Origin of the sequence: Microbacterium sp. (genome assembly GCF_030149085.1) — a bacterium.
Lineage (GTDB): Bacteria > Actinomycetota > Actinomycetes > Actinomycetales > Microbacteriaceae > Microbacterium.
Genome location: NZ_JASBSF010000291.1, coordinates 1 through 17350 on the forward strand (window position 1 = coordinate 1; position 17350 = coordinate 17350).

The 17350-nt window shown below is 67.2% G+C and carries 17 protein-coding genes; 13 read left to right on the plus strand and 4 right to left on the minus strand.

What is annotated here, in order from left to right; genetic code table 11:
- Nucleotides 1–1075: aminotransferase class III-fold pyridoxal phosphate-dependent enzyme (locus tag Q1V87_RS12005; RefSeq protein ID WP_300593111.1), on the plus strand; the 1075-nt coding region annotated here is incomplete at its 5' end.
- Nucleotides 1072–2244, plus strand: coding sequence for an MFS transporter (locus Q1V87_RS12010; RefSeq protein WP_300593114.1), 1173 nt, complete (start codon nt 1072–1074; stop codon nt 2242–2244). The genes Q1V87_RS12005 and Q1V87_RS12010, both read left to right, overlap by 4 nt.
- Here Q1V87_RS12010 and Q1V87_RS12015 read toward each other — a convergent pair.
- Together Q1V87_RS12015 and xylA are read right to left on the minus strand one after the other, a co-directional pair.
- A complete protein-coding gene (locus Q1V87_RS12015) occupies nt 2217–3536 on the minus strand; it encodes an FGGY family carbohydrate kinase (RefSeq protein WP_300593116.1) in 1320 nt (439 codons plus the stop codon). The two genes, Q1V87_RS12010 and Q1V87_RS12015, sit on opposite strands and share 28 nt — an antisense overlap.
- Nucleotides 3537–3540: 4 nt before the next feature.
- A complete protein-coding gene (gene xylA / locus Q1V87_RS12020; protein WP_300593119.1) occupies nt 3541–4728 on the minus strand; it encodes a xylose isomerase in 1188 nt (395 codons plus the stop codon).
- 91 nt (nt 4729–4819) lie between these two features.
- Between xylA and Q1V87_RS12025 the strand changes: the two genes are divergently transcribed.
- Nucleotides 4820–6016: an ROK family transcriptional regulator gene (locus tag Q1V87_RS12025; RefSeq protein ID WP_300593121.1), complete on the plus strand. Its 1197-nt coding sequence runs from the start codon at nt 4820–4822 to the stop codon at nt 6014–6016.
- Here the strand turns inward: Q1V87_RS12025 and Q1V87_RS12030 are convergent.
- Entirely contained in the window at nt 5970–6359 is a 390-nt protein-coding gene (locus Q1V87_RS12030; RefSeq protein ID WP_300593124.1) for a response regulator, read from the minus strand. The two genes, Q1V87_RS12025 and Q1V87_RS12030, sit on opposite strands and share 47 nt — an antisense overlap.
- A gap of 98 nt (nt 6360–6457) precedes the next feature.
- Between Q1V87_RS12030 and Q1V87_RS12035 the strand changes: the two genes are divergently transcribed.
- The 4 genes from Q1V87_RS12035 to Q1V87_RS12050 all read left to right on the plus strand — a co-directional run bounded on the left by Q1V87_RS12035 (nt 6458) and on the right by Q1V87_RS12050 (nt 9775).
- On the plus strand, nt 6458–8485 hold the full coding sequence (locus tag Q1V87_RS12035) for an ATP-binding protein (protein ID WP_300593127.1): 2028 nt from the start codon (nt 6458–6460) through the stop codon (nt 8483–8485).
- A 120-nt stretch (nt 8486–8605) separates the two neighbouring features.
- A complete protein-coding gene (locus Q1V87_RS12040; RefSeq protein WP_300593130.1) occupies nt 8606–9007 on the plus strand; it encodes a DUF4259 domain-containing protein in 402 nt (133 codons plus the stop codon).
- A gap of 53 nt (nt 9008–9060) precedes the next feature.
- Nucleotides 9061–9420 (plus strand): DUF202 domain-containing protein, encoded by a 360-nt coding sequence (locus Q1V87_RS12045; protein ID WP_300593133.1) that lies wholly within the window; start codon nt 9061–9063, stop codon nt 9418–9420.
- Between the two features lie 10 nt (nt 9421–9430).
- Entirely contained in the window at nt 9431–9775 is a 345-nt protein-coding gene (locus Q1V87_RS12050) for a DUF202 domain-containing protein (RefSeq protein ID WP_300593136.1), read from the plus strand.
- Here Q1V87_RS12050 and Q1V87_RS12055 read toward each other — a convergent pair.
- Nucleotides 9761–10777: a LacI family DNA-binding transcriptional regulator gene (locus Q1V87_RS12055; RefSeq protein WP_300593138.1), complete on the minus strand. Its 1017-nt coding sequence runs from the start codon at nt 10775–10777 to the stop codon at nt 9761–9763. The two genes, Q1V87_RS12050 and Q1V87_RS12055, sit on opposite strands and share 15 nt — an antisense overlap.
- Before the next feature lie 193 nt (nt 10778–10970).
- Between Q1V87_RS12055 and Q1V87_RS12060 the strand changes: the two genes are divergently transcribed.
- The 6 genes from Q1V87_RS12060 to Q1V87_RS12085 form a co-directional block, all read left to right on the plus strand.
- Nucleotides 10971–12257: an extracellular solute-binding protein gene (locus Q1V87_RS12060; RefSeq protein ID WP_300593141.1), complete on the plus strand. Its 1287-nt coding sequence runs from the start codon at nt 10971–10973 to the stop codon at nt 12255–12257.
- Between the two features lie 2 nt (nt 12258–12259).
- Nucleotides 12260–13273, plus strand: a complete 1014-nt coding sequence (locus Q1V87_RS12065; RefSeq protein ID WP_300593144.1) for a carbohydrate ABC transporter permease — start codon at nt 12260–12262, stop codon at nt 13271–13273.
- A 5-nt stretch (nt 13274–13278) separates the two neighbouring features.
- The gene (locus Q1V87_RS12070; protein WP_300593153.1) at nt 13279–14139 is read left to right on the plus strand and encodes a carbohydrate ABC transporter permease; all 861 of its coding nucleotides are present in this window, start codon (nt 13279–13281) and stop codon (nt 14137–14139) included.
- A 110-nt stretch (nt 14140–14249) separates the two neighbouring features.
- A complete protein-coding gene (locus Q1V87_RS12075) occupies nt 14250–16520 on the plus strand; it encodes a glycoside hydrolase family 3 N-terminal domain-containing protein (protein ID WP_300593156.1) in 2271 nt (756 codons plus the stop codon).
- A 98-nt stretch (nt 16521–16618) separates the two neighbouring features.
- Nucleotides 16619–17020, plus strand: a complete 402-nt coding sequence (locus Q1V87_RS12080; protein WP_300593147.1) for a hypothetical protein — start codon at nt 16619–16621, stop codon at nt 17018–17020.
- Nucleotides 17021–17074: 54 nt separating this feature from the next.
- Nucleotides 17075–17350: YbjQ family protein (locus Q1V87_RS12085; RefSeq protein WP_300593150.1), on the plus strand; the 276-nt coding region annotated here is incomplete at its 3' end.

A 17350-nucleotide genomic window follows, 5' to 3' on the forward strand; every position in this document is an offset into this window, starting at 1 on the left:
CGAGTTCATCGACTACATGTGCGGCTACGGCCCCAATGTCCTCGGCTATGGCGATCCTGATGTCGCCGCCGCAGCTCGGGCGCAGGCCGCGAAGGAGGATGTCGTCTCGATTCCCTCCTCGATCATGGTCGACTTCGCCGAACTGCTCGTCGACACCGTCGCCTCGGCAGACTGGGCATTTTTCGCCAAGAACGGCGGAGACGCCACGACCCTCGCGATCATGACCGCGCGGGCGGCGACCGGCCGGCGGCGCATCGTGTTCATCGAGGGCTACTACCACGGCGTCGCACCGTGGACGCAGAAGCTCGACTACCCTGGCGTGCTCGACACCGACGTGCAGGGCAACATCGAGGTGCCGTGGAACGACGTCGCCGCGATGCGCCGCGTGTTCACCGAGCACCGCGGCGAGATCGCCGCCCTCATCGCCCAGCCCTACAAGCACGGCAACTTCTTCGACAACGAGCTGCCCGCCCAGGGATACTGGCGGCAGGTGCGGGCACTGTGCGACGAGTTCGGGGTAGTCCTTATCTGCGACGACGTGCGCGCGGGCTGGCGGCTCGACCTTGCCGGGAGCGACCACTTCTATGGTTTCGAGGCTGACCTCATCTGTTTCTGCAAGGCCATCGCCAATGGCTACAACGTCTCGGCGCTGTGCGGCAAAGACAGTCTGAAGGAGGCGGTGAGCAGCATCACCTACACCGGCAGCTACTGGATGAGCGCGGTGCCGTTCGCGGCGGGAATCGCCACGATCAGCAAGCTCAAGACGCTGGACGCCCCGCGCCTGTTCCGCGAGCTCGGGACCTTTCTTACGACCGGCCTGGTGGATGTCGCAGCCTCCCACGACCTGACTCTTGTCGCCTCGGGAGAGCCCGCCCTGTTCTACCTCCGACTTGCCGACGATCCCTCGCTCATGCTCCACCAGCGCTGGATCGCCGAGTGCGTGCGTCGCGGCGTCTTTCTCACCTCGCACCACAACCACTTCATCAACGCGGCACTCACCGAGTCCGACATCGCCCGCACCCTGGACGTGGCTGACGAGGCGTTCCGCGTCATCCTCGCCGAGGGCGCCGCATGAGTGGGGTGCGGCGGGCCGCGGTCTTCGCCGCCTACGGCGCGCAGGGCCTCGGGTACGCCACCGTCGTCACGGCACTGCCTGCCCTCAAACACCGGGTCGGCATCGATGACACCATGGTGTCGATCCTCCTGCTGAGCACCGCGATCGCGGCAGCAGCGGGGTCGGTGCTGGCTGACCTCATCGCCGTGCGCTGGGGAAGCCGGCAGGCTCTGGCCACCGGTCTGCTCGCGCAGGCTGCTGCCCTCGTGCTGGTCAGCGTGAGCGATTCCCTTCCCCTGCTGGCAGCGGCGGTGGGGGTGTACGGCGTGGGACTGGGTGCGGTGGATGCAGCATCCAACATGCAAGGTGCCCTCAGCCAGCGCACGTCGAAGTTCCCGATCTTCGGGCGCCTGTATGCGGCATACACGACAGCAGCAATCGTGGCCACGCTGGCGACCTCAGCGATCCTCGCCGGGGGTCTTCCCCCGATGACGACCCTGATCATCGCCGCTGTGGCGCAGGCTGCAGTCGCACTGTGGGGCATCCGCGCTTTCCACCCCGAGCGGGCTGCGCACCGCGTGCACGACGATCACGCCACGCGCACGCCGCTGCCCCGCCGGGCGATCTGGGCAGTGGGAACCCTCGTGTTCGCAGCCTTCATCGTCGACTCGGCTGTCTCCAGTTGGAGCACGCTCTACCTGGCCGATGGATTGCAGGTGGCTCCGGGGCTGACACCGCTCGGCTACGGCGGGTATCTGCTTGCCGTCCTGGTGGTGCGCCTTGCCACCGACCCGCTCGTGCGGCGCATCGGACGCACGCGCGTGGGCATCGGGGCAGTCATCCTGGGAACCGCCGGCGCGCTTATTGTCGCGCTGTTTCCCACCCTCCCGGGTGCGGTCATCGGCTTCACCGCCATGGGGGCAGCAGCGGGAGCACTCGTCCCGATCGCCTTCAGCCGCGCCGGTGAGCTCCTTCCATCCCGCAGCGACGAGGTCATTGCGCGCGTGAACCTCTTCAACTACGGCGGCGCGATCATCGGCGCTGTGGCCCTGGGGCTACTGGCATCGGGCGCGGCGCTAGGACCCGCCTTCCTCATCCCGGGACTGCTGTTGGCAGCATCCTCACCGGTGCTGCGCGTGCTGCACCGCACCGGTGAGGCATCTCAGGCCGAGAGCACCCCGGCTGCCTGAGCTGCAGCTCCCAGAGCCACGTACTCACCGGGCGCCGGTACCTCCACGGGTATCCCGAACACCAGGGGCGCCACCTCGCGGACGGCGGCGGATTGCGCTCCGCCGCCGATGAGGAGTGCACGGCGCAGGGGCACACCCAGCGCGCGCAGGGCATCCAGTCCTGCACTGAGCCCGGACAGCATCCCTTCCACGGCAGCGCGGGCCAGATTCTCTCGCGTCGTGGAGGCAAGAGTCATGCCGGTGAGGGCAGCTGTCGCATCGGGCAGGTTCGGCGTGCGCTCACCCTCGAAGTACGGCACCAAGACGAGACCCCCGGCGCCGGGTGGGGCAGCCAGGGCGAGCTCGCTCAGACCGTCGTGGTCGACGCCGAGGAGGCCAGCGACGGCGTCGAGAACCCGCGCCGCGTTGAGGGTTGCGACCAGCGGGAGGAAATGGCCGTCGGCGTCGGCGAAGCCTGCCACCGTGCCGGAAGAGTCGATCGTGCGCCGCTCACTGACGGCGAAGACCGTGCCGCTGGTACCGATCGAGACCACCACGTCACCGGTGCCGGCACCGACCCCGAGTGCGGCGCCAGCGTTGTCGCCGGCACCGGGAGCCACGCGCCTGCCTGCCTCATCACTCACCCACTCACGCGGGCCCAGCACCCGCGGCAACACAGCATCGTGACCCAGGCCCTCGTGCAGCAACTCCCGGTCGTACCCGTCCACGCCAGGCGCCCACGCGTCGGGGCTCCAGTACCCCGTTCCCGAGGCATCCGAGCGGTCGGTGACAAGCTCATCGAGGACGGGGCCGAGCGAGGACTCGTCAACGGGACCGTAGCCGCGCAGACGCCACGTGAGCCAGTCGTGCGGAAGCGCCACTGCAGCAACCAGTGCCGCGGCGCGCGGCTCATGATCACGCAACCACCGGAGCTTGGTGAGGGTGAAGGAGGCTACCGGAACGAGACCCGTTCGCTCGGCCAGCTCGGCAGCACCGAACTGGGCGATGAGGTCGGTCGCGGCAGCAGCGGAACGGGTGTCGTTCCACAGCAGTGCGGGCCGGATGACGCGGCCATCGGCATCCAGCACAACCATGCCGTGCTGCTGGCCACCGATCGACCACGCAGCGACATCCTCGAGCCCGCCGGCCTGCGCGATAGCGCTCTGCAGCGCTTCCCACCACGCCTGGGGGTCGACCTCGGTGCCGGGCGGATGTGGCGCCCGCCCCTCGCGGACCACCACCCCGCTCTCGGCATCCGTGATGACAACCTTGCACGACTGCGTCGACGAGTCGACGCCCATCACCAGTGTCATCGGGTCAGCGTGCACCCATGAGGTGCTCGGTGGCCAGCTGCTGGAGCCGCACGAAACCGAAGCCCTTGCCTCCGAAGTACTGCGCCGGGTCGAAGTCCTCGTAGGCCGACCGGTCTGCGAGCAGATCGTCGTAGGACTCGCCCTCGCCGAGGGTCGTCACCGACAGCTCGGGCACGCGGGATGCGGCGAGCGCCTCCTGCACCTCTGGGTCGGCCCGGAATGCCTGCGCCCGCTCCTTGAGCAGGAGGTAGGTACGCATGTTGGCGGCGGCGGAGTCCCAGACCCCGGTCTCGTCCTCGGTGCGGCTGGGCTTGTAGTCGAAGTGGCGGGGCCCCTCGTAAGCGGGTCCGCCGTTCGGGCCGCCGTTCTCCAGCAGGTCCACCAGGGCGAAGGCGTTGTGCAGGTCGCCGTGGCCGAACACGAGATCCTGGTCGTACTTGATGCCCCGCTGGCCGTTGAGATCGATGTGATAGAGCTTGCCGTGGTACAGCGCCTGAGCGATACCGGCGGCGAAGTTCAGGCCCGCCATCTGCTCGTGGCCGACCTCGGGGTTGAGGCCCACCAGCTCCGGACGCTCGAGCGACTCGATGAAGGCGAGGGCGTGACCGACGGTGGGCAGCAGGATGTCGCCGCGCGGCTCGTTGGGCTTGGGCTCGATGGCGAAGCGGATGTCGTAACCCTTGTCGGTGACGTAGTCGCCGAGCAGGTTCACCGCCTCGCGGTAGCGCTCGAGGGCGGCACGGATGTCTTTCGCGGCGTCGTACTCGGCGCCTTCCCGTCCGCCCCACATGACGAAGGTCTTCGCGCCGAGCTCGGCGGCGAGGTCGAGGTTGCGCAGCACCTTGCGCAGGGCGAATCGGCGCACCTGACGGTCGTTGGAGGTGAAGCCACCGTCCTTGAAGACGGGCGCCGAGAAGAGGTTCGTGGTGACCATGGGGATGATCAGACCGGTGTCGGCCAGCGCGCCTTTGAGGCGGTCGATCTGGGTCTGGCGTTCGGCATCCGTGGACCCGAAGGCGAAGAGGTCGTCGTCGTGGAAGGTCAGGCCGTAGGCCCCGAGCTCGGCGAGCTTCTCGACGGCGTGGACGACGTCAAGCGCCGGCCGAGTGGGTCCACCGAACGGATCTGCCCCGTTGTAGCCGATGGTCCAGAGGCCGAAGGAGAACTTGTCGGCGGGGGTGGGGGTGGGCATGACTGCTCCTTTGCACGAGGCACACGGATAATTGTTGCGAGCAACAACCTATACCACGACGGATGCTGCCGCTATCCCCTACAGTGAACGCATGCTCGAGCCGGGAAACGACAGCGTGAGAACCCGCAATCTCGCACGCATCCTCGGGCAGGTCCATCTCGAGGGGCCCCGGTCACGGGCAGCGTTGACTCTCGCTACCGGGCTCAACCGGTCCACGATCGCCGACCTCGTGGCCGAACTGTGCACAGCAGGCCTGGTGACCGAGACCGCCCCCGACCCTTCCCGGCGTGTCGGGCGACCGTCGCCCATCGTCGCCGCCGACCCACGGGTCGTCGCGATAGCGGTCAACCCCGAGGTAGATGCCGTGACGATCGCGGCAGTCGCCCTCGACCAGTCGATAGCCGCTCGCCTTCGAATCGAGCGCTCCGAGCTCATCACTCCTGTCGAGACCGCCACCCTCGTGGCCGACACGATCGCCAGCTGGCGGAAGACGGAGCTCGCAGATCACCACATCGTGGGAGTCGGAGTCGCCGTTCCGGGGCTGGTGCGCGCCCGCGACGGACTGGTGCGTACCGCACCACACCTCGAGTGGCACGATGCGCCGATCCGCGAACTCGTTGCCCAGGCGACGGGTCTGGCGACAGCCGTCGACAACGACGCAACGCTCGGGGCGATCGCCGAGCATCTGTACGGCGCGGCGCGCGGACTCGATCACGTCGTCTACCTCAACGGCGGCGCGAGCGGTATCGGCGGCGGTCTCATCGTCCACGGGATGCCGGTGCGCGGCGTGTCGGGCTACGCCGGCGAGTTCGGTCAGAACCGCCCCGGCATCGCCGCCGCGACCGATCAACAAGCTCCCGACGGCGTCCTGGAAGACGAGGTCAGTCGCTCGCGACTCCTGCGGGCAGTCGGCCTGACAAGCGCTGACGACCCGACGCTGGCGGCAGCGCTGTCGACATCCGATGAGCCCGCCGTCGCAGCCGAAACGGACAGGCAACGGAGGGTCCTGGCGATAGCCCTAGCGAACGCCGTCAACGTCCTGAACCCTCGCGCGATCGTGCTCGGCGGCTTCCTGGCGATGCTCGCTGAGGGAGCAGCCGATCAGCTCACCGAGCTCGTTCGCGCGCAGTCGATGCCCGCGAACGCCGAAGACGTCGACATCCGCGCCGCAGTTCTCGCCGATGACCGGCTCTTGATCGGCGCAGCCGAGGCAGCCTTTGCTGCCCTGTTGGCAGATCCGCTCAGCCCGCTTTCGGATCGTCCTCGTCCGGCGGAAGCAGCGCACTAACCGCACTGAGCAACTCAACCTTGGTGAAGGGCTTGGTCACGACGGCAGAAAAGCCTTGCCCGCGGGCGTACTCGTGCTCGGCGGGGTCGGAGCGGGCGGTGAGAAGCAGCAGCGGCAGGGTCGCGAGCGAGTCATCTGACCGAACCGCCTGGGCTACGGCGATGCCGTCAAGACCTGGCATCATCCAATCGACAACCGCGAGGTCCGGTTTCGAGGCCTGGATCGCCCCGAGTCCAGCGGTTCCGTCGTAATACTCGTCGACATCGTGTCCTGCGCGCGCAAGCCTGATCGCGACGAGTCGGACGATGTCCGCGTCGTCATCAATGACGATGATGCGTGCCACGCGACCCTCCGTTCCGCAAAAGACTGCTCCAGACCTGCGAAAGGCCTTGCTGTGAGCCATGCTAGTCCGAAGGGGTGGGCAGGTCAGAAGGGATCGGAATGACGCGACCAAGCGTGGCGGCGACCATCGGTCAAGCCTCGCCCCTCTGGCGCGCAGCCCTCGTCTTCGGGCTGGTCGCGCTGAGCGGGGCGCTCGCCATCGTCTTCGCTCTCGAACAGCGTGGCGAGATGAACCTCGCGTGGTGGTGGCCGTCGGCGGCTGTCGGTGCAGTCGCGGCGGCAGCATCGCCGCTCCGGTGGCGCTGGCTCACCGTGATCGCGGTGGGTTTGGCCTCGGGCCTAGGCTCCGCGGTTGCCGACCGCCCGCTCTTGGTGGTCGTTCTGGGGTCACTGGGGGTCGCAGTCGAAGTGTGGGTGGTTGCGACAGCGGTCTCGCGCGAACAGGATCGACCCCGGCTGACAACACTGATGGATGTCGGTCGTTTCGCCATCGGGGCAATCAGCGGAGCAGCCATCGTCGGCGCGTTCGTGGGAGTCGCCCGCGAGTTCAGCGGCGGCAACTTCGTGGACGCCTTCTGGACGATCGGCGCGTCGCATCTCTCGGCGATGGTGCTGATCGCGCCGCTCGGGCTCATCGCCATCCCGCGCGCAGCATCCGCACGCTGGTGGCGCAGCGTCGTCCTCACCGTGGCCATGCTCGCCGCCACGGCTATCGCATTCTTCCCCGGCACACCTGTCGCCCTTCCGATCCTCGCCATGCCGCTCATGGCGTGGGCAGCGGTTGCCGAACCCATGTTCTTCGTCGCCGTGCAGCTTCTCGCGGTCGTTGGCACAGCCGCGGAGCTGACCGTCATCGGCGGGGGAGCGTACGCCGCCGCCAGCTCAGAGCTTCCGACAGCGACGGCGCTCCAGGTCTTCACGATCTGCCTCGGCGCGACCACTCTCGCGATCTCGGCTTCGCAGAACGACAGACGCGCACTCGAGAACAGACAGATGGCGGTATCGCACCTGCTTCACGACGCGTTCCGGCAGTCCAAGAGCGGGTTCGCGATCCTCCAAGAGGACAGCCCAGGCAAGTACTCCGTTCTGGAAGTCAACGCCTCGGCGGTCGTCCTGCTGCGCAGCGAGTTCGAACGCGCGGATACGGGGCGCTGGCGCCTTCGCGAGGATGCGCTCCTGCGACCGTCGCTTGCCGAGGCCACCTACGACGTGTCGGTGACCGTGGACTGGGAGGAGGTCGCGACGGGAAACCCGCCGGCCACCATTACGATCGATGCCGTAAACCGCTCGGGCTTGAACCGCGTGCTCCTCGTCTCGGTGCAGGACCTGCGGCCGCTTCGTGAAGCGGAGCTCGAGATGGAGTGGCGGTTGGAGCGCGAACGCCAGGTGAGCCGAACGTTCCAGGCCCTCACACAGCAGAAGGTCGACTTCGTCGCGAGTGTCACGCACGAGTTGAGGACCCCGATCACATCGATCCTCGGATTCGCCGAAGAGCTCAGCGACACGACCGACGACCCGAACGTACGCGAACAGGTCGACGTGATCCTCCGAAACGCGACGCGGCTGCGCGGCGTGATCGACGATGTGCTGCTGGTCTCAAAGCTCAGCCGAGGGCCTGCGACAGCTGACGCTCTGCCCGTCACGGATGCAGGGCTCGCGCTGCAGCGCAGCGTCGAAGACGCGAAGCACAGTATCCAGCAACGTCACCTTCGGGTTGCCGCTGAGATCGAGGCAGATCTGCCCGTTCACGGCCGGGAGATCGACCTGACGCGCGTTTTCACCAACATCCTCACCAACGCGATCAAGTTCTCGCCGGATCGCGGGACGATATCGATCGTTGCGTACCGTACCGAGCATCAGGTGGTCGTCACGGTCTCGGACCAGGGCGAGGGTATCGCCGAGGAGGACCTGACTCACATCTTCGATCGGTTCTATCGAAGCTCCTCGAGCACGAGCCGCGGGGTGCCGGGGACAGGTCTCGGCCTCGCGATCGTCAAGGAGCTGCTGTCGGCCATGGACGGCCGGATTGAGTTGGCTCGCGCAGAGCCGGCGGGCACGTGCGCGCAGATCACTCTTCCGATCGCTGACACGGAACCACCCGAGCTCTCCAGCGGCATGAGCTCCTGACCACCGGCTGCGACCCCGGAATCGTGCAGGAAGGGGACGTCACGAGCCTTTGCCCGGGGGTCATACCCGGGCCACCCGACGAGGGGCATCCGTTCATCCGCCACGAATATCGTGCCGGCCATGGGTGCGTGGAGTGGTGAGCCGTTCGGCAACGATATCGCGGCTGACTGGGCATGGGAACTCGAAGACGAGTCGGACTGGAGCTTCGTCGACGAAGCGTTGACGGAGGCCCTGGAGGACGGCGAGGAGATCGATCACGACACGGCGATCATCGCCGTCGCCGCAGCCGAAGTCGTCGCGCACGGTCTCGGGCATGCGACGCAGCGGGACGCGTACACCGAGGAAGTCGACTCGTTCATCGCGCGCGTGGGCCGCCCGACCGAAGACACCGTCGCTCTCGCGATCGCCGCTTTGGTCGCCGCCTGCGGGCCCGGCAGCGAGCTGGCGGCAGACTGGGCAGGGACGGGTGATCCGGGCTGGGATGAGTCGATCGAGCACCTTCGCGCCGCGCTCAGCGGCTGAGGGATCCTCATCGAGCGCTAGGGTGGTGACTCGTCAGCGAGCAGGGAGGACCGATGAGATCGCGGTTTCCGCAGTCCGTCTACCGCCATGGCTCCGAGCCGGATGTCCGATTCACGCTAGCCAATGAACGAACATTCCTTGCCTGGATCCGCACGGCGCTTGCGCTGATCGCGGGCGGCGTCGCCCTCGAGGTGCTCGGGTTGGCCCTGCACCCGGGCCTGCGGTTGGCAGCGAGCCTCGTGCTCATCGTCGTGGGCATGATCACCCCCGTTTTGGCTTGGCTCGGATGGCAAAGCAGCGAGCGGGCGCTGAGACTGGGTACGCCCCTGCCCGGCTCGCTTCTGGGCGCCGTCACGGGCGTTGCCGTGACGGTATCGGCAGCACTCATCCTGCTGGCGATCCTCTTCGCCTGAGGCGGTACGCGTGAGCGGCGACCTCTTCGACCGAGGACTGCAACCCGAGCGGACTGAACTGGCCCGGCGGCGGACCGCGCTGAGCATCGCGGTCGGATCTGTCGTCGCGATGCGACTGTTGCCCGCTGCCCTGGGAAGCGGATGGTGGATCGTGCCCGGCATCCTCGGAGTGATCTTCTCGGTGGTTCTGTGGGCATGGTCCCGCCGCCGCTACGAGAGCGTGTCGTTCGCGACTGTAGCGGCACAGGATCACACCCTCGTTCCTGACGGCGCACTCCTGATGACGCTGGCGGTGGTCGTGACGCTCATCGGGGCGCTGGGAGTCGTCGTGCTCGTCGCACTACCGCTCTACTGACGACCTCGGCGGGGCGGTCGTTGCGCGAGGGATGAGCTGCGTAGCAAGTCGGACATGGCGCTCGGGCGGTTCTTCGCCGTTCATGAGAGTCGTCAACAGCGACATGGCCGCCGCTCCCAGGCGCCGCATGGGCTGACGAACGGTGGTCAGCGGCGGCGACATCCGCGACGCTTCCAGCACGTCGTCGAAACCGATCACCGACAGATCGCGCGGGACCTCCAGCCCGATCTCCCGCGCGACCTCGATGATGCCGATGGCCGACAGGTCGTTGGCGGCGAAGACGGCGGTCGGGCGACGTGGTGACTCCAGCAGCGACAGAGCAGCGGTGCGCGCAGCATCCTGCTCATAGAAGCCGACACGCACGACGTCGGCGTCGTAGGGGATCCCCGCATCGGCCAACGCGCGGCGATACCCAGCGTCTCGGGCGCGCGAGGAGCGCAGGTCTGGTCGCCCGGCGACGAACCCGATGCGGCGGTGCCCGAGTTCGATCAGGTACTTGACTGCCGAGACAGCTCCGCCAAAGCTGTCCGCCTCGACGGTCGGCACGCCATCACCCGGACCAACGTGTGGGTCGATAGCGACGACCGGGATGTCGGCGACGATCGACTCCACGGTGGGTGTCACGATGATCGCACCATCGATGAGGCTCCCCGCCAGTCGCGCGAGCGACGTGTTCTCCCATCCGGCTCCGTGTACACGCCGCGCTGTGCTGTAGGCGAGCACGTCGAGCTCTAGTGACTCCGCAGCAGCCCCCACGCCCTTGAGGACTTCGGCGCTGAACGGCTCGAACTCGGCGACCAGAACACCGACGACACCCGTGCGCACACCGCGCATCCGGCTGGCAACGAGACTCGATTCGTAACCCATCTCGGCGACCACCCGCATGACCTTCTCGACGGTCTCGGGTGCCACCCCGTAACGCCCGTTGACGGCCTTAGAGACGGTGGCCACCGACACTCCCGCCGCGGTTGCGATATCGGTGATCGTCGGACGTCTCGCCATGAATGGTCACCCTAGCGGATGTTGAAAAGGTTTTCGAAAACGTTTGACATGTCTTGACCGACCTGGCGACAATGTTCCCACGTCGCCCCCCACGGGCCGCGAGACACGGACGCTCGCCCACATGCACCGTGTCCACGCAGCGGCGGCTCGACGAACGAGCCGCTCCTCAATGAAGAGAACAGGTGAGAATCACATGAAGTACAGCAAAGTACTCACAGCGTCGGCCGCTTTGGCCGTCGGCGCACTCGCGCTCAGCGGATGCAGTGGCTCCGGCGGCGAGTCCGACGACGGAACCGTCACGATGTCGCTGTGGCAGAACTCCACGACCGGTCCGGGACAGCAATTCTGGATAGACGCGATCGCAGCGTTCGAAGAAGCCAACCCGGGCGTCACGATCGAGATGCAGTCCGTGCAGAACGAAGACATGGACGGCAAGCTACAGACCGCACTGAACGCGGGAGATCCGCCGGACATCTTCCTGCAGCGAGGCGGCGGCAAGATGACCGCTATGGTCAACGCCGGCCAGCTGATGGATCTGACCGGCCTGATCTCCGATGAGATCAGGAGCGAGATCCCCGAGGGGTCATTCGCCGCGGAGACCTACCAGGACAAGGTCTGGGCGATGCCTCTCTCGGTGCTGCCCGGCGGCTTCTTCTACAGCCAAGACGCGTTCGACAACGCGGGCATCACCGGCACACCCGAGACGATCGGAGACCTCGAGTCCGCTGTCGAGGCACTCAAGGCGACCGGGATCGCCCCGATCGCACTTGGAGCAAAGGATGCGTGGCCTGCCGCGCACTGGTACTACTTCTTCGCGTTGCGCGAGTGCAGCCCGGCCGTCATCGAGGCGACGGGGGATTCGAAGGACTTCTCTGACGAGTGCTGGCTGCGCGCAGCGGAGGACCTTGCCGACTTCAACTCGATCAACCCCTTCAACGAGGGCTTCCTCACCACTCCCGCCCAGCAGGGCGCGGGAAGCTCGGCCGGCCTGATCGCCAACCGGCAGGCGGCTATGGAACTCATGGGTGCGTGGGACCCGGGCGTGATCGCCTCCCTCACCCCCGACGAGCAGCCACTGCCTGACCTCGCGTGGTTCCCCTTCCCGGAGATCTCCGGCGGAGACGGTGAGCCAGGCTCCATGATGGGTGGCGTCGACGGATACTCGTGCTCCGCCCAGGCTCCCGCTGAATGCGCCGACTTCCTGAACTTCGTTGCCAGCGCCGACCAGCAGATCGCGTACTACGAAGCCTTCCAGTCGCCGCCGGTGAACACCGTCGCACAGGAGGCGGTCACCGAGCCGTACCTGCAGCAGATCCTCGAGGCGTACAACAACGCCCCATTCGTCTCGCAGTGGCTCGACACGGTCCTGGGCCAGAACGTCGGGAGCGCCCTGAACGTGGCGGTCGTCGACCTGCTCGCCGGCGGAACCACGCCGGAGGACTTCGTGGCCACCATCAACACGGCGGGCGCGCAGGGCTGAGCATGTCAATTCGCGAGATGTCCTCCGCTGAGGACGCTTCCGATCTCGCGCAGCACGACGGGGGCGGCGTCCAGACGCCGCCCCCGTCAACGCCGCGCAGGCGACGGGGCCTCGGCTGGTCGGGTCGACTCGAGGTCCTGATCCTGGCGGGCCCCGCCGTGATCTTCTTCCTGGGGTTCGTGCTGCTGCCCGTGATCATGGCCGCCTACTATGGGTTCTTCCGCTGGTCGGGCTACGGCCCGGCGACGGATTTCGTCGGCCTGCAGAACTACTTCGTCATCTTCAGCGACCCGAACTTCCAGCAGGCGCTCTACCACAACGGCTTCATCGTCGTGGCATCGCTGGTCATGCAGGGTCCCATCGCGATTCTGCTCGCTCTGCTGTTGAACCGCCGGATGCGCGGACAGTCAGTCATCCGCGTACTGATCTTCGTCCCGTATGTGATCGCCGAGGTCGTCGTCGGCACGGGTTTCAGCCTCATGCTCGCGACCAACGGCGCAGCCAACGGGTTCCTCGACAAGCTCGGGCTCGGATTCCTCACCCAAGACTGGCTCTCCGACCCACAGATCGCCATCTGGACCCTCATGGGGATCCTGACCTGGAAATATGTCGGCTTCGCCGTCATCCTGTTCCTCGCCGGGCTCCAGGGCATCCCCGAGGAGCTGTACGAGGCTGCGGCGATCGACGGCGCGTCATACTGGCAGATCCAGCGAAGGATCGCGCTGCCCCTGCTCGGACCGACCCTGCGCATTTGGGCGTTCCTCTCGATCATCGGCGCACTGCAGCTGTTCGACCTCGTCTACATCATCTGGGGCCAGTACGTGTCCTCTGTCGCCGGCACCAACACGATGGCGATCTACATGGTCGCCACGGGCCGCAACGCCGGCAACTTCGGCTACGGCAACGCTGTTGCCGTCGTCATCTTCCTGATCTCGCTCGTGGTGGCCCTCGTATACCAGCGCTTTGTGCTGCGGCGCGATACGGCCGGAGCGATCACCGAGAGGGGTGCCGGATGAGCACCATGACCCGCACGGCACGCCGCTCCCGTCAGCGCACGCGCAGCCCGCTCCCCTGGGGCTCACCCACCGTCTACTTCGTCGCCCTGGTCGTCATCGCCCTGATGCTCGGCCCCGTCATCTACATCATCCTGGGCGGCTTCCGGTCTAACTCCCAGATCACGGTCGACCCGGCGGGATTCCCGAGCCCCTGGGTGCTCGAGAACTACATCGACGTCGCCACGAGCGGTCGCTTCTGGGGTCAAGTCCTCAATTCGACCATCGTCGCCCTCGCGACGACGATCGGAGCGGTCGCGATGGGTCTGGCGGCCAGCTATGTGATCGCAAGGTACTCCTTCCGGGGACGCGGAGCGCTCTACGCCCTCTTCGCCGCAGGACTGATGTTCCCGATCACCGTCGCCATCACCCCGCTATACATCGTGGTGCGCACACTCGGCCTCATGAACACTCTCCCCGGCGTCATCCTGCCGCAGATTGCGTTCGCGCTCCCGACGACCGTCATCATCCTCGTGCCGTTCCTGCGCGCGATCCCGGACGAGATCCAGGAAGCTGCCTACATCGACGGATGCGGACGGCTGTCGTTCTTCTGGCGGATGATCATCCCGCTCGCAGTGCCCGGGGTGATCACCGTCGGCATCCTCGCGTTCATCGGGAGCTGGAATGCGTATCTGCTGCCGCTGTTCATCCTCAACAATGAGGCGCAGTTCACGCTGCCGCTAGGCGTCCAATCCTTCTCCTCGCAATACTCGGTGGACACCGCGAAGGTCCTCGCCTTCACGTCTCTGTCGATGATTCCCGCGCTTGTGTTCTTCAGCCTCTTCGAACGCCGCATCGTCGGCGGTCTCACTGGAGCCGTGAAGGGCTGACCCCGCCCGGGTACCGCGGCCGCGGTACCCGCTTGACCGAAGGAACTGTGCTCGTGCTCGATGAACCCACTCCCCCCGTCAGCGATCGTGTGCGATCGCTTCACGGCGAGATGACCCTCGACGAGAAGCTCGCGCAGCTCGTCGGATTCTGGGTCGATCAAGGCGACGACATCGTCGCTCCGTTACAGGGCGAAATGGCCACCTCTACGCTCTACGCGGATGCCTCGGCTCATGGGATCGGTCACCTCACCCGTGTCTATGGCACTCGGCCCGTCGATCCGATCGAGCGGGCGCAGTGGCTGTGGAGCGAGCAGAAGCGACTTCGCGAGCTGTCGCGCCTGGGGATTCCGGCGATTGTCCACGAGGAGTGCCTGACGGGATTGGCTGCCTGGCAGGCAGCGACCTTCCCCACGCCGCTTGCCTGGGGCGCCGCGTTCGACCCGGCCCTGGTCGCCGAGATGGCCGCGGTGATCGGTGGGTCGATGCGGGAGCTCGGCATCCATCAGGGGCTCGCCCCGGTGCTCGACGTCGTTCGGGATCCCCGCTGGGGACGAGTGGATGAGTGCATCTCGGAGGACCCCTACGTCGTGGGAGTCCTCGGGACCGCGTACGTGCGCGGGCTGCAGTCGCAGGGCGTGCACGCGACACTCAAGCACTTCGTCGGTTACTCGGGTTCGCAGGCGGGACGAAACCACGCGCCCGTGCACGCCGGGCCGCGCGAGCTGGCGGATGTCTACCTTCCACCGTTCGAGATGGCCGTCATCGAGGGCGGAGCCCGGTCGGTCATGAACTCCTATGCCGAGATCGATGGGCTCCCCGCTGCCGCCACCCCCGCGTACCTCACCGACGTGCTGCGCGGTCGCTGGGGGTTCGACGGGGTGACCGTCGCCGATTACTTCTCGGTCGCCTTCCTCCACACGATGCACCAGCTGGCCGCCGATCGCGGTGAGGCTGCCGTTCTCGCGCTGCGCGCTGGCGTGGATGTCGAGCTGCCCACCGGTGACGCGTACACGGCACCGCTTCGCGAGCTGATCGTGCAGCATCCGGAGCTTGTCGCCCTTGTCGACCGCGCCGTCCTGCGCGTGCTCTCGCAGAAGGAAGAGCTGGGGCTCCTGGACGAGCAGTTCGAGACGCCCCCGACGGCCGTCGCCCTCGACTCCCCCGTCCACCGGGACCTCGCCCGGCGCCTTGCCGAGGAGTCGGTGGTGCTGCTTCGAAATGACGCGCTGCTGCCGCTGGGCGCAGCCCCGGGTCTGCGGATCGCGGTCAGCGGACCGAACGCGGCGGGGCATGCAGCACTGATGGGGTGCTACTCGTTCGCGAACCACGTGCTCGCCCATCATCCAGAGACCCCGCTCGGGTTCGACGCACCCAGTGTCCTCGATGGCATCCGTGAGCGCTTCGCGGCCGCCGACATCACCTTCTCGGCCGGGTGTGCCGTCGAAGGCGATGACCGGTCCGGATTCGCAGCTGCCGTTGCGGATGCCGAGGATGCCGATGTCGCCGTCGTCGTGGTCGGAGACAGCGCGGGCCTGTTCGGTCGCGGGACGGTGGGGGAGGGCAACGACGTCTCCAGCCTGGACCTGCCCGGCGTCCAGCGGGAGCTCATCGCCGCGATCGCCTCAACCGGAACCCCTGTGGTGCTCGTTGTGCTGAGCGGGCGCCCCTACGCCCTGGACTGGGCACTGGATGGACCGGATGCCGTCGGCGCTGTCGTGCAGGCCTTCTTCCCCGGCGAAGAAGGTGGACGCGCCCTGGCACGCATCCTGGCCGGTGACGTCTCGCCGTCTGGTCGACTGCCGGTCTCCCTGCCGCGGTCGGCTGGCGCCCAGCCCTACAGCTACCTGCATCCCCTGCTGGGAGGGCCGTCCGAGATCACGACTGCCAATAGCACGCCCGTTCGCCCTTTCGGGTTCGGTCTCAGCTACACGAGCTTCCAGTACACCGATCTGTCGGCGCCGGAGACGGCACCGACGAGCGGCGAGCTCGGCGTCAGCGTCACCGTTACCAACATCGGGAAGCGCGGGGCCACGGATGTCGTTCAGCTCTACGCCCACACCCCGTATCGGTCGACGACGCGGCCGGTCGCGCAACTCATCGGCTTCGAGCGGGTCGCGCTGGAACCCGGACAGAGCGCGATCGTCACGTTCGACGTCCCGAGTGGACGATTCGCAGCCGCCGGAGTAGACCTGATCCGCCGGGTCGAGCCCGGCACGGTCGAGCTCTGGGTGGGGACGGCATCCGACCGCGCGGCATCCGGCTCCACGACGCTGGTGGGCGAGGCGCACGATGTTGCCCTCTCCGATCGGCGAGTCACGCGGGCCCGGTCGACGGTGTCACCTGCGGCGCAGCCCTCGCCGGAGCTCTCGGCCACCAGCTGAGAACACCTCGGAACGCGTCAGCCGCGCTCTGTCAACCGGGTGGTGCACACGGCCGTGCGCAGCGATGCTGAGGGCCGACCCACGGAAGGGAGCTCGCTATGACGAACCCCACCCACAAGACCCTCGCGTCCCGCACAAACAGTGCCAGCGGCAACCCCGACACCCAGCCTCCCGTCTCGCAACTCCACGATGACCGGGAGAGTCCTCTCGCCGAGCGTGCGCTCAGGCGACGGCTACGCCGCGACGTCGGGACGGATGCCGCGCGTGATGCCGCAGACCCGACCACCCAGAGTCGACCGAGGATGGCGATGAACGCCCCGAACGTCCACGACGAGGTGACGGGCATTCTCGCGCAGACGCGCATGGACCACCCCCGAGCGAACCGGCGCCGCCTTCGCGAGGTTCTTCAGGAGCGGCTGTGCCAGGCCGGAATCGACATGCCGGCCGACGAGGTCGACGCGTTCGTTCGGGCGGTGCCGACTGACGAAAGCCAGGACTAGACCCGTCGCGGGCGCGCTCTTCCCCCCGGCTCACCCCGCTGGCAGACTGACGCCATGTTGATCGTCACAACCAACGACGTCCCCGGTCACACCATCACCGCCGTGCACGGCGAGGTCTTCGGGCTCACCGTGCGTTCACGGCACATCGGCGCAAATATCGGCGCCTCGTTCAAGGCTTTGGCTGGCGGAGAACTCAAGGGCATCACGGAGTTGCTGCACGAGACCCGCATCGAGGCCCTCTCGCGGTTGTCGGCCGAGGCAGAGGGCAAGGGCGCGAACGCCGTCGTCGCCTTCCGGTTCGAGACCAACGACTATGGCGACAGCGGCGGT